The organism is Pseudomonas sp. NPDC089734, assembly GCF_044748865.1.
Classification (GTDB): domain Bacteria; phylum Pseudomonadota; class Gammaproteobacteria; order Pseudomonadales; family Pseudomonadaceae; genus Aquipseudomonas.
Genome location: NZ_JBIVGV010000007.1, coordinates 77,897 through 89,902 on the forward strand (window position 1 = coordinate 77,897; position 12,006 = coordinate 89,902).

Here is a 12,006-nt window from a genome sequence, read left to right on the forward strand (position 1 = left end):
GCAAGTCAGCCTTCCGGTCTGGGGGTTCTGGCCAGGCAATAGACATCTACCTGCTGCGCACCGTTCTTGAGCAACACGCGGGCAATGACATCCGCGGTAGAACCCGTGGTCAAGACATCATCGATCAATGCCAGGTGTTTGCCTTTCATCCAGGCAGCATCGCGCACCGCAAAGGCTCCCTTCAGGTTGCGCTTACGGGTTTTGGCATCCAGCCCCTGTTGCGCTGTGGTTTCCCGAATACGCAGCAGTCGACGTTCATCCACCGGCAGGTTCAGGGACTGACCCAGCCAGTGGGCGAGCATGGCCGACTGGTTGTAGCCACGCTGGCGCAGGCGCTTGCTGGCCAGTGGCACGGGTAAAAGGCAATCGGGCCGGGCAAGGCCTTCGTCGAAGCGGTGTTGCAGGAACTGCGCTGACAGCTCCGCCAGCAAGCGCCCCATGGGCCATTGCTGCTGGTGTTTGAAGCGAGTGATCAGGCTGTCGACCGGAAAGTCATATCGCCAGGGGGCGACGACCTCCGTGAAGGCGGGAGGGTGCCTGACGCACTGGGCACAGGTCAGGCCGGACATGGGTAATGGCAGGGCGCAATGCAGGCACTGATCGTCCAGCCAGGGCAGTTCGGTTTCGCAGGGAACGCAAAGGGGCAGAGAAGCGTCGCTGATTTCATCGCACAGCAAACAGGATTGTTTCTTTTTTAACCAGATGTAAACCTGATGTTTGCAATGCGGTTGACAGTGCATGGCTCTTCCTTAAATATGCCGAACATCCGTGTAGCGCTTGTGGGCTTTTTTCGCCTTGGCGCATTGCCCAAAAAAACCAAGGAGCCGCCCGATGAGCGCCAGCACCACCGCCACTTTGCGTCACGACTGGACTTTAGCTGAGGTCAAGGCGCTGTTCGTACAGCCATTCAATGACCTGCTGTTTCAGGCTCAGACCGTTCACCGCGCTCATTTCGATGCCAACCGCGTCCAGGTTTCCACCCTGCTGTCGATCAAGACCGGTGCCTGTCCCGAAGATTGCAAGTACTGCCCGCAGTCCGGCCACTACAACACCGGTCTTGAAAAGGAAAAGCTGCTGGAAGTGCAGAAGGTGCTCGAAGAGGCGGCTCGCGCCAAGGCCATCGGTTCGACCCGCTTCTGCATGGGCGCGGCCTGGAAACATCCATCGGCCAAGGACATGCCGTACGTGTTGCAGATGGTCAAAGGCGTCAAGGCCATGGGCCTGGAAACCTGCATGACACTGGGCCGTCTTGATCAGGAACAGACCGAGGCGCTGGCTCAGGCCGGGCTGGATTACTACAACCACAACCTGGACACCTCGCCGGAGTTCTACGGCAACATCATTACCACCCGCACTTACAGCGAGCGCTTGCAGACCCTGGCCTATGTGCGCGATGCAGGGATGAAGATCTGCTCTGGCGGCATTCTGGGCATGGGCGAGTCGCTGGACGATCGCGCCGGTCTGTTGATTCAACTGGCCAACCTGCCTGAGCATCCTGAATCCGTGCCGATCAACATGCTGGTGAAAGTGGCCGGTACGCCGCTGGAGAACGCCGAAGAAGTCGACCCGTTCGATTTCATCCGCATGCTGGCCGTGGCCCGTATCCTGATGCCGAAATCTCATGTCCGCCTGTCGGCCGGTCGCGAGGCCATGAATGAACAGATGCAGGCTTTGGCGTTCTTCGCGGGCGCCAACTCGATTTTCTACGGCGAAAAATTGCTGACCACGGCCAACCCGCAGGCCGACAAGGACATGCAGTTGTTCTCGCGCCTGGGCATCAAGCCCGAAGCCCGTGAAGAGCACGCCGACGAAGTGCATCAGGCGGCCATCGAGCAGGCTCTGGTCGAGCAGAAGAGCAGCGCCATGTTCTACGACGCCGCGTCTGCCTGATCTTCCCGAACGGGCCGGTTGCAACCGGCCCGCTGTGAATCACTTTTCTGAAGACCGGGGCCTGCATGTCTTTCGATCTCCGCACGCGCCTTGAAGCGCGTCGCGCCGAACACCTCTATCGTCAGCGTCCGTTGCTGCAAAGCCCGCAAGGCCCGCAAGTGACGGTCGATGGCCAGCCGCTTGTAGCGTTCTGCAACAACGATTACATGGGGCTGGCCAATCATCCTGACGTGATCGCGGCCTGGCAGGCAGGGGCCGAGCGATGGGGCGTCGGAGGTGGCGCCTCGCATCTGGTGATCGGTCACAGTGGCCCGCATCACGAACTGGAAGAAGCGCTTGCCGAACTTACCGGCCGACCACGGGCGTTGCTGTTTTCCAACGGTTACATGGCCAACCTCGGAGCGGTCACGGCATTGGTGGGGCAGGGCGATACCGTGCTGGAGGATCGTCTCAATCACGCTTCGCTGCTGGATGCGGGCCTGCTCAGCGGTGCGCGTTTTTCCCGTTATCTGCACAACGATGCGAACAGTCTGAGCACACGTCTGGATAAGTCTGTCGGCGATACGCTGGTGGTGACCGACGGCGTGTTCAGCATGGATGGCGACATCGCGGACCTGCCCGCACTGGCGCGGGCAGCCCGGGCCAAAGGTGCCTGGTTGATGGTGGACGATGCCCATGGCTTTGGTCCGCTGGGTGCCAACGGGGCCGGGATCGTCGAGCATTTCGGTCTGGGCATTGACGATGTGCCGGTGCTGGTCGGTACGCTGGGTAAATCCTTCGGCACGTCAGGGGCCTTTGTGGCTGGCAGTGAAGAACTGATCGAAACCCTCATCCAGTTCGCCCGCCCTTATATCTACACCACCAGCCAGCCGCCTGCACTGGCCTGCGCCACGCTCAAGAGTCTGGAGCTGTTGCGGACCGAACATTGGCGACGCGAGCATCTGACACGTCTGATCCAGCAGTTCCGCCGGGGTGCCGAGCAGATCGGTCTGGAGTTGATGGACAGTTTCACACCGATCCAGCCGATCATGATCGGCGATGACGGTCGAGCCTTGCGCCTGTCGCAGATGCTGCGTGAGCGTGGTCTGCTGGTGACGGCGATCCGTCCTCCCACCGTTCCTGCTGGCAGTGCCCGTTTGCGCGTGACATTGTCTGCCGCTCACAGCGAGGCTCAGGTGCAGCTATTGTTGAATGCATTGGAGCAGTGTTATCCGCTGCTGGGTGCAAGTGAGCCGACGGAGTCCGGGCATGCGTAATCGCTTGATCCTGCTACCGGGCTGGGGCCTGGGCGTTTCACCGCTTGAGCCGCTGGCGGCCGCCTTGCGGGGGCTGGACGAGCATCTGCGGGTCGAGATCGAACCCTTGCCCGAACTCGACAGCGCGGATCTGCCAGAGTGGCTCGATGAACTGGATGTCAATATCCCGAGCGGTGTCTGGCTCGGCGGCTGGTCGCTGGGCGGCATGCTGGCGGCCGAGCTGGCAGCGCGCCGTGGCGATGAGTGTTGCGGGTTGCTGACAATGGCGAGCAATGCCTGTTTCGTGACACGTGGTGCATGGCCCCATGCAATGCCCCAGGACGATTTCGTCGCCTTTCTGGCGGGGTGTTCCGCCGATGCCGACGCGACGTTGAAGCGCTTCAGCCTGCTGTGTACTCAAGGGGCTGAAGATCCGCGTGGATTGTCCCGTCTGCTCAAGGCCGGTGCGCCCAAGACCTCGAGCCGCTCCCTGGTCGAAGGTCTGCGTGTTCTGGAGCAGCTCGACACCCGTAGTGCCTTGCAGACCTATCGCGGTCCGCAATTGCACCTGTTTGCAGGGCACGATGCATTCGTGCCAGCCGAGGCTGCGGGGGACTTGCTGGCCTTGCTGCCGGACGTCGAGGTGGGTCTGATTGAACAGGCCAGCCATGCCTTCATTCTGGAAAACCCTCACGGAGTGGCGGCGGCGATCCAGGCCTTTTTGCACGAGTCGGGCGATGACTGATCTTTCCCACGTCAAACTACCGGGTGGCTTGCCCGACAAGCGTCAGGTCGCTGAATCGTTTTCTCGCGCTGCTGGCAGTTATGACAGTGTTGCCGACCTGCAACGCGCTGTCGGCCATGAACTGTTCTCCCGTCTGCCCGACGGGCTCGATCCTTCGCGCTGGCTGGATCTGGGGTGCGGCACCGGTTATTTCAGCCGGGTGCTGGGGCAGGCTTTCAAGGACGGCGAAGGCATTGCGCTGGATATCGCCCAGGGAATGCTGCGTCATGCCCGGCCTCAAGGCGGCGCGCGTTATTTCGTGGCGGGCGATGCCGAGCGTATGCCGATGCAGGCGCAGAGCTGTGGGCTGATCTTTTCCAGCCTCGCCGTGCAATGGTGCGAGGACTTTGCCGCTGTCCTTCGTGAAGCCGGTCGCGTGTTGCAGCCTGGCGGCGTATTTGCCTTTTCCAGCCTGTGCGTCGGTACTCTGCATGAGCTGCGGGCCAGCTGGCAGAGTGTCGACGGGCTGGTCCACGTCAACCGCTTCCGGGAGCTGGAAGACTATCGCCAGCTGTGCGCGGCCAGTGGGTTGCGTGTACGCAGCCTGGAGGTTCGACCTCATGTGCTGTACTACCCGGATGTCCGCAGCCTGACTCACGAGTTGAAAGCACTGGGTGCGCATAATCTCAACCCTGGGCGCCCCGGTGGCTTGACGGGAAGGCAACGGATTCTAGGCTTGGTCCAGGCGTACGAGCGCTTTCGCCAGACCGAAGGGCTGCCCGCCACTTATCAAGTGGTTTATGCGGTGCTTGAAAAGCCCTGACGGGTTCATGTGATAAAGGGAAGACCGCTGAGATGAGTGTTGCGTATTTCATCACTGGCACGGATACGGATGCAGGAAAGACCACGGTTGCCGCCGGTTTGCTGCATGCCGCCCGATTGACTGGGCTGAGCACGGCGGCTGGCAAACCTGTTGCTTCGGGCAGTGCGATCACCCCGCAAGGGTTGCGCAATTCCGATGCCTTGGCCCTGTTGGCAGAATGTTCGCTAGACCTGAGCTACAACGATGTCAACCCATACACTTTCGAGCCTGCCATTGCTCCCCATCTGGCTGCCCGTGAAGCCGGGGTGCCGCTGATGGTGAACTCACTGCTGCAACCGATGCGAAGGCTGCTTGAACGGCGTGCGGACTTCACCCTCATTGAAGGTGCTGGTGGGTGGCGTGTTCCGCTGGCCGATCAAAGCAATCTGTCGGACCTGGCCATTGGCCTGGGACTGCCCGTCATCATGGTGGTGGGCGTGCGTCTGGGATGTATCAATCATGCCTTGCTGACGGCCGAAGCCATTGCCCGGGACGGATTGCAACTGGCTGGCTGGGTCGCCAATATCATCGACCCCAAGACTTCGCGTCTGGAAGAGAACCTGGCGACCTTGTCCGAGCGGTTGCCTGCGCCTTGTATCGGACGCGTACCTCGCCTGAAGAAAGCGAGTGCCGAAGCCGTGGCTGAACACCTGCATCTTGAGCTGCTTGATGGATTTTGAAACACATTCACTATCTACCTGATACACAAGGTGCTTTTGCCTTTCTCAAGACGCAACCTATCGTGCGGCGGAGTGCCATTAGTCTTTTTGTCGAGTATTTCCCTGCATTTGCTGGTTCAATAGCACCTGTTCGCTATTTGAACTGAGGACCGGCTTATGCAAATCACCATGAACAACACCCTCTATCCGGGTCTGAGCGCCATTCAGGTCGGACAGGAGCGTGTCGATCAGGCGGCCACCCAGATCGCCAGCACCAACATCGAAGTGTCGGGCAGAAGCCAGTCTTCGGACTTCCAGCTTGAGAACCTGCGCTCCGTCGATCGCAGCCAGCGTTCAGAACTGCCCGCCAATATCGTCGAGCTTGAAGCCGGCAAAGAGCAGATCCAGGCAGGCCTGGCTGCACAGAAAGCCAGCGACGAAGCGCTGGGTACGCTGATCGATACTTACGCGTGATCCCCCTCCACGCCGTGCCTTCCCGGCACGGCGTTATTTTTTGAATTGCCCCTCACCATCACGCTGTATCGTCTCCGCAACTTTCCGTCTCTCTACTAGACTCCACTGAATCGGTGCCTGAGTGCTGCACGCCTTTGCGTGTGCGGTCTGTAGCGTATCGAGGATAAGTGGTGTGCGAAGCGCTATTGACAAGGTACAGGCGTAAACGTATGTTTCAAACACCTGTTTGACCGTAAGGCACACGAGATTGTCTGGCGCCCTGGCGTATGCTCACGGCGACCGTCCGGTCATTCGTTCCAGGATTCATCAGCAGAGGTTTATCGCTATGCCTGAATACAAGGCCCCCTTGCGTGATATTCGTTTCGTTCGTGATGAGCTGCTTGGCTACGAGGCGCACTATCAAAGTCTGCCGGCCTGCCAGGACGCAACACCTGACATGGTCGATGCCATTCTTGAGGAAGGCGCCAAGTTCTGCGAACAGGTACTGGCTCCGCTGAACCGGGTTGGCGATACCGAAGGCTGCACCTGGAGTGAGTCGGGCGTGAAAACCCCGACCGGTTTCAAACAGGCATACAAACAATTCGTCGAAGGTGGCTGGCCGAGCCTGGCCCACGACGTTGACCACGGTGGCCAGGGCTTGCCCGAGTCGCTGGGTCTGGCCATCAGCGAGATGGTCGGCGAAGCCAACTGGTCATGGGGCATGTACCCCGGCCTGTCCCATGGCGCCATGAATACGATTTCCGAGCACGGCACTCCTGAGCAACAGGACGCTTACCTGACCAAGCTGGTGTCCGGTGAATGGACCGGCACCATGTGCCTGACCGAACCTCACTGCGGGACCGACCTGGGCATGTTGCGCACCAAGGCCGAGCCTCAGGCCGATGGTACCTATAAGGTCACCGGCACCAAGATCTTCATTTCCGCTGGCGAACACGACATGGCCGATAACATCGTCCATATCGTACTGGCGCGTCTGCCGGATGCCCCGGCGGGTACCAAGGGTATTTCGCTGTTCATCGTGCCCAAGTTCCTGCCCGCGGCCGACGGCAGCCTTGGCGAGCGCAATGCGGTGACCTGCGGTTCGATCGAACACAAGATGGGCATCCACGGTAATGCCACCTGCGTGATGAACTTCGATTCGGCCAAGGGCTTCCTGATCGGCCCGCCGAACAAGGGCCTGAACTGCATGTTCACCTTCATGAACACTGCTCGCCTGGGCACGGCACTGCAAGGTCTGGCCCACGCTGAAGTCGCATTCCAGGGCGGTTTGAAATATGCCCGCGACCGTCTGCAGATGCGTTCGCTGACCGGCCCTAAAGCGCCGGATAAAGCCGCTGACCCGATCATCGTTCACCCGGACGTGCGTCGCATGCTGCTGACCATGAAGGCCTTCGCCGAAGGTACTCGGGCCATGGTGTACTTCACTGCCAAGCAGGTCGATATCGTCAAGTACAGCGAAGACGAAGACCTGAAGAAATCGGCCGATGCGCTGCTGGCGTTCATGACGCCGATTGCCAAGGCCTTCATGACCGAAGTGGGCTTCGAGTCGGCCAACCATGGCGTGCAGATCTATGGCGGTCACGGTTTCATCTCCGAGTGGGGCATGGAGCAGAACGTTCGCGACAGCCGTATCTCGATGCTGTACGAAGGCACCACCGGTATCCAGGCACTGGACCTGCTGGGCCGCAAGGTCCTGATGACCCAGGGCGAGGCGCTCAAGGGCTTCACCAAGATCGTCCACAAGTTCTGCCAGGCTAACGAAGGCAGCGCAGGTGTTCAGGAGTTCGTGACGCCACTGGCCGCGCTGAACAAGGAGTGGGGCGAGCTGACCATGAAAGTGGGCATGGCAGCCATGAAGGACCGTGAAGAAGTCGGGGCCGCTTCGGTGGATTACCTGATGTATTCCGGCTATGCCTGCCTGGCTTACTTCTGGGCCGACATGGCGCGCCTGGCATCGGAAAAACTGGCTGCTGGCACCTCCGAAGAGGCGTTCTACACCGCCAAGCTGCAGACGGCGCGTTTCTACTACCAGCGCATCCTGCCGCGTACCCGTACGCATGTCGCCGCCATCCTTTCCGGTGCCGGCAACCTGATGGACATGAAAGAGGAAGACTTCGGTCTGGCTTACTGATCACGCCCTGCCGCTGTCAAAAGCCGTCTGGCCTTCGGGTCAGGCGGCTTTTTCATTCCAGATGAAAAGAGCGCGGAAACCCGGTCTTTGCTCATTCAAACGATAAACCTTTTCGATTACCTGCCGTTACAGAAACGTAGCCAGCTACCAATCCTGCTGAATGCATGGTTCACTGGATGAGGGCACAATGCCATCAAGCCAGATATTTACTCCGATGCCGAGTAGGAGATATCCCCCTTGTTGCGTCCATCTGCCGCACGATTGAGTCACTTTCTGCCTTCTGCCGCTTTGTTTTTTGCAGGGCTTGCGGCTGCCTATGTCAAAGACTTGAGTGTTTTCTTCACCTCCCTGTTCAATGTGCTGCCCACTCTGGTGTTGCTGTTGGGAGGCGCCTATTGCTGCGTGTATCGGCGTCAGCGTGAACTGTTTCTGATGATCACCGTTTACATTGCCTACTTCCTGCTGGATACCCAGACGGATTACTACCGGGACAATGGCAAGGTCCGGGAAGATGCGGCGGTCATCTTTCACCTTGTGTGCCTGTTGTTGCCGGTCCTGTTCGGGTTGTATGCGGCCTGGGAAGAACGTACGCATCTGTTTCAGGACCTTGTAGCGCGCATTGCGGTACTGGTTGCCGTGGGAAGCGTGGCCTTCGGTCTTGAGCAGAGTTATCCCGTCGAAGTCCAGACCTGGCTGGCGGATATCCGCTGGCCTGCGCTGCATGGTTCCTGGATGAGCCTGATCCAGCTCTCCTATGCCATGTTCCTGGCTTCGTTTGTCCTGCTGATCTGGCAATACCTGGAAAAACCACGGCCCTTGCATGCTGCGCAGCTCGTCGGATTGTTGGGGTTGTTCTGGGCCTTGCCCAAGACGTTCATTCTGCCGTTTACGCTGAATATCCTGTGCAGCCAGGTGATGCTGATGATTGCGGCGGCAGTCGCCCATGAGGCTTACCAGATGGCCTTCCGCGACGAACTCACCGGCCTGCCCGGACGCCGGGCGCTCAACGAACGCATGCAGCGCCTGGGGCGCAATTACGTGCTGGCCATGAGTGACGTCGATCACTTCAAGAAATTCAACGATACCCATGGTCACGATGTCGGCGACCAGGTGTTGCGTCTGGTCGCCAGCAAACTGTCGAAAATCACCAATGGCGGCGGTAAGGCCTACCGCTATGGCGGCGAGGAGTTTGCCATCGTGTTTGCCGGCAAGACGCTGGATGAATGCCTGCCTCACCTGGAGGCCATTCGTGAAAGCATTGCCAATTACGAGATTCTGTTGCGCAACAAGGACAATCGCCCCAAGGACGATCAGCAAGGGCGCCAGCGACGGGGCGCGACTGCTGCCAGCAGTGTTTCCGTGACCGTCAGTATTGGTGTTGCCGAACGCCAGCCGGAACATCGAACCCCCGAAGAAGTGCTCAAGGCGGCTGACCAGGCGCTGTACGCGGCCAAGGGCGCAGGCCGCAACTGCGTCATCTCCCATGGTCAGCACAACAAACGCGGAGCAGTACGCACGGCCGAAGCGGTTGGTTGAGTCTGAGTATTCGTTGAACGATCGGTGCAGGTGTTTGTGACTATTTTATGATAAATGGTCATGTCTTGACGCTATGTCTCTGAAACGTTGTTCGGTTAGACTCAGGGACATTGTCACCCGATCCGGGCATGCTGCATGTCGGGATCGCCTTTTCAGGTTTACTGCTCCTGCTTGCGAGGTTTGCCATGGCTGACTACAAAGCGCCGTTGCGCGATATGCGTTTCGTTCTCAATGAAGTGTTTGAGGTGTCCCGGCTCTGGGCTCAATTGCCTGAGCTGGCTGAAACCGTCGATGCCGAGACGGTCGACGCAATTCTTGAGGAAGCCAGCAAGGTCGCGAGCAAGAGCATCGCTCCCCTCAGCCGTAACGGGGACGAGGAAGGTTGCCACTGGAACGATACTGTCGTGACCACCCCGGCAGGTTTCCCCGAAGCGTATAAAACCTACGCAGAAGGCGGTTGGGTCGGGGTTGGCGGCAACCCGGAGTTCGGTGGGATGGGCATGCCCAAGGTGGTGTCGGCCCAGGTCGAAGAGATGCTCAACTCCGGCAGCCTGGCGTTCGGGCTGTATCCGATGCTGACCACCGGTGCCTGCGTATCGATCAATACCCACGCCACGGAGGAGCTCAAGGCCACTTACCTGCCGAACATGTATGCCGGGACCTGGTGCGGTTCGATGTGCCTGACCGAAGCCCATGCCGGTACCGACCTGGGCATCATCCGTACCAAGGCTGTCCCTCAGGGCGACAACACCTACAAGATTAGTGGCAGCAAGGTGTTCATCACCGGCGGCGAACACGACCTGACCGAGAACATCATTCATCTGGTTCTGGCCAAGCTTCCGGATGCCCCCGCAGGCCCTAAAGGCATTTCGCTGTTTCTGGTGCCCAAGTTCATGGTCAACGAGGACGGCAGCCTGGGTGAGCGCAATACCGTCAGTTGTGGCTCCATCGAACACAAGATGGGCATCCAGGCTTCGGCCACCTGCGTGATGAACTTCGACGATGCGGTCGGCTATCTGATCGGCGAGCCCAACAAGGGGCTGGCCGCCATGTTCACCATGATGAATTACGAGCGCCTGGGTGTGGCTATCCAGGGCCTGGCTTCCGGCGTGCGTTCCTACCAGAACGCTGTGGAATATGCCCGTGATCGCTTGCAAAGCCGCGCCCCGACCGGCGCGCAGAACAAGGGCAAGGCGGCTGACCCGATCATCGTTCACCCGGACGTGCGTCGGATGTTGTTGACCATGAAAGCCTTCAACGAAGGCGGGCGTGCCTTCTCCAGCTATGTAGCCCTGCAACTGGACACCGCCAAGTACAGTGTCGATGAGGTTGTTCGTCAGCGTGCTGAAGATCTTGTCGCGCTGCTGACGCCGGTCGCCAAGGCCTTCCTGACGGATATCGGGCTGGAAACCACGGTTCATGGTCAGCAGGTCTTCGGTGGTCACGGCTACATCCGTGAGTGGGGGCAGGAGCAACTGGTGCGTGACGTACGCATCACCCAGATCTACGAAGGCACCAACGGCATCCAGGCGCTGGATCTGGTGGGACGCAAGATTGTCGGGTCGAACGGCGCGTTCTACCAGTTGTTCTCCGATGAAGTGCGTGCATTCGTGAAGGGGGCCGACAGCTCGCTGACCGAGTTCACCAAGCCTCTCGGGGCCGCGCTCGACATGCTGGATGAACTCACTCGCTGGGTGCTGGACCGCTCACGGACCAACGCCAATGAGATCGGTGCTGCGTCGGTGGAATACCTGCATCTGTTTGGCTACACCGCATACGCTTACATGTGGGCCATGATGGCCAAGGCAGCCCAGGGCAAGGAAGAGCAGGAAGAGTTCTACGTCAGCAAACTGGGCACGGCGCGTTTCTACTTTGCCCGCCTGTTGCCGCGCATCCACTCCCTCAATGCCAGTGTGCGTGCGGGTAGCGAGTCTTTGTTCCTGCTGGATGCTTCGCAATTCTGAGGATTGAGGTCTGTAAGCATTTGCTTACACGTTGTGTTGGCTTTTTGCCTCTTCCCTAAAAATGGATCCAAAGTTACTCTAAATCCATGGACGTAGCGCAGGATGCGCAACAAGACATAACAGGGACACGAAGGGATGCCTGCCAGGATGGCGGGGTGAAAGGGATATCAGGGAAACAGTCTGGAAAACCTCGCTTAGGCGGGGTTTTCTTTGTGTCCGGGATTTGAGTAATGGCTGTATGCCAGAACGGGTGGAACCCTTGCCGATGCCAAGGGTCGATTAGCTACCTGGCCTAATAAAAGGTCATCCCATCAGGAGCTTACCCATGGACATCATTCGCATCATCTTCGCCATTCTGCTGCCACCACTGGGTGTGTTTCTGCAAGTCGGCTTCGGTGGCGCCTTCTGGCTCAATATTCTGCTGACTCTGCTGGGTTACATCCCCGGCATCGTCCATGCCGTCTACATCATCGCCAGCCGTAAGTGATCACGGTTGAAACCGCTCCTGCAGACCGTGTAGGAGCGAATTCA

11 protein-coding genes are annotated in these 12,006 nt (G+C 59.2%); 10 read left to right on the forward strand and 1 reads right to left on the reverse strand.

Going from position 1 to position 12,006, the window contains the following annotated elements:
• Positions 1-5: 5 nt before the first annotated feature.
• Positions 6-740, reverse strand: coding sequence for a ComF family protein (locus ACIPY9_RS11230; RefSeq protein ID WP_400700506.1), 735 nt, complete (start codon positions 738-740; stop codon positions 6-8).
• A gap of 91 nt (positions 741-831) precedes the next feature.
• Between ACIPY9_RS11230 and bioB the strand changes: the two genes are divergently transcribed.
• From bioB to ACIPY9_RS11280, 10 genes are all read left to right on the forward strand, one after another.
• Positions 832-1,890, forward strand: coding sequence for a biotin synthase BioB (bioB, locus tag ACIPY9_RS11235; protein ID WP_400700507.1), 1,059 nt, complete (start codon positions 832-834; stop codon positions 1,888-1,890).
• A 65-nt stretch (positions 1,891-1,955) separates the two neighbouring features.
• The gene (gene bioF / locus ACIPY9_RS11240) at positions 1,956-3,146 is read left to right on the forward strand and encodes an 8-amino-7-oxononanoate synthase (protein ID WP_400700509.1); all 1,191 of its coding nucleotides are present in this window, start codon (positions 1,956-1,958) and stop codon (positions 3,144-3,146) included.
• On the forward strand, positions 3,139-3,870 hold the full coding sequence (locus ACIPY9_RS11245; RefSeq protein WP_400700511.1) for an alpha/beta fold hydrolase: 732 nt from the start codon (positions 3,139-3,141) through the stop codon (positions 3,868-3,870). The genes bioF and ACIPY9_RS11245 overlap by 8 nt, the downstream gene beginning before the upstream one ends.
• The gene (bioC, locus tag ACIPY9_RS11250) at positions 3,863-4,672 is read left to right on the forward strand and encodes a malonyl-ACP O-methyltransferase BioC (RefSeq protein ID WP_400700513.1); all 810 of its coding nucleotides are present in this window, start codon (positions 3,863-3,865) and stop codon (positions 4,670-4,672) included. Before ACIPY9_RS11245 ends, bioC begins: the two co-directional genes overlap by 8 nt.
• A 32-nt stretch (positions 4,673-4,704) precedes the next feature.
• Entirely contained in the window at positions 4,705-5,391 is a 687-nt protein-coding gene (bioD, locus tag ACIPY9_RS11255; protein ID WP_400700515.1) for a dethiobiotin synthase, read from the forward strand.
• A gap of 156 nt (positions 5,392-5,547) precedes the next feature.
• Positions 5,548-5,844 carry a pyrroloquinoline quinone biosynthesis protein PqqE gene (locus ACIPY9_RS11260; protein WP_400700517.1) on the forward strand — a complete coding sequence of 99 codons (297 nt, stop codon included), beginning with the start codon at positions 5,548-5,550 and terminating at the stop codon, positions 5,842-5,844.
• 325 nt (positions 5,845-6,169) lie between these two features.
• Positions 6,170-7,975, forward strand: coding sequence for a phenylacyl-CoA dehydrogenase (locus tag ACIPY9_RS11265; RefSeq protein WP_400700519.1), 1,806 nt, complete (start codon positions 6,170-6,172; stop codon positions 7,973-7,975).
• A 237-nt stretch (positions 7,976-8,212) separates the two neighbouring features.
• A complete protein-coding gene (locus ACIPY9_RS11270; protein WP_400700521.1) occupies positions 8,213-9,511 on the forward strand; it encodes a diguanylate cyclase in 1,299 nt (432 codons plus the stop codon).
• Between the two features lie 185 nt (positions 9,512-9,696).
• Positions 9,697-11,475, forward strand: a complete 1,779-nt coding sequence (locus ACIPY9_RS11275) for an acyl-CoA dehydrogenase C-terminal domain-containing protein (RefSeq protein ID WP_400700523.1) — start codon at positions 9,697-9,699, stop codon at positions 11,473-11,475.
• Between the two features lie 325 nt (positions 11,476-11,800).
• Positions 11,801-11,962 carry a YqaE/Pmp3 family membrane protein gene (locus tag ACIPY9_RS11280; protein WP_108237786.1) on the forward strand — a complete coding sequence of 54 codons (162 nt, stop codon included), beginning with the start codon at positions 11,801-11,803 and terminating at the stop codon, positions 11,960-11,962.
• The last annotated feature ends 44 nt before the right edge of the window (positions 11,963-12,006 follow it).

Excerpts from the sequence above, each read along its gene's own strand:
- ACIPY9_RS11230 (WP_400700506.1), bottom strand. The coding sequence starts at position 740 with ATGCACTGTCAACCGCATTGCAAACATCAGGTTTACATCTGGTTAAAA.
- bioB (WP_400700507.1), top strand. The coding sequence starts at position 832 with ATGAGCGCCAGCACCACCGCCACTTTGCGTCACGACTGGACTTTAGCT.
- bioF (WP_400700509.1), top strand. The coding sequence starts at position 1,956 with ATGTCTTTCGATCTCCGCACGCGCCTTGAAGCGCGTCGCGCCGAACAC.
- ACIPY9_RS11245 (WP_400700511.1), top strand. The coding sequence starts at position 3,139 with ATGCGTAATCGCTTGATCCTGCTACCGGGCTGGGGCCTGGGCGTTTCA.
- bioC (WP_400700513.1), top strand. The coding sequence starts at position 3,863 with ATGACTGATCTTTCCCACGTCAAACTACCGGGTGGCTTGCCCGACAAG.
- bioD (WP_400700515.1), top strand. The coding sequence starts at position 4,705 with ATGAGTGTTGCGTATTTCATCACTGGCACGGATACGGATGCAGGAAAG.
- ACIPY9_RS11260 (WP_400700517.1), top strand. The coding sequence starts at position 5,548 with ATGCAAATCACCATGAACAACACCCTCTATCCGGGTCTGAGCGCCATT.
- ACIPY9_RS11265 (WP_400700519.1), top strand. The coding sequence starts at position 6,170 with ATGCCTGAATACAAGGCCCCCTTGCGTGATATTCGTTTCGTTCGTGAT.
- ACIPY9_RS11275 (WP_400700523.1), top strand. The coding sequence starts at position 9,697 with ATGGCTGACTACAAAGCGCCGTTGCGCGATATGCGTTTCGTTCTCAAT.
- ACIPY9_RS11280 (WP_108237786.1), top strand. The coding sequence starts at position 11,801 with ATGGACATCATTCGCATCATCTTCGCCATTCTGCTGCCACCACTGGGT.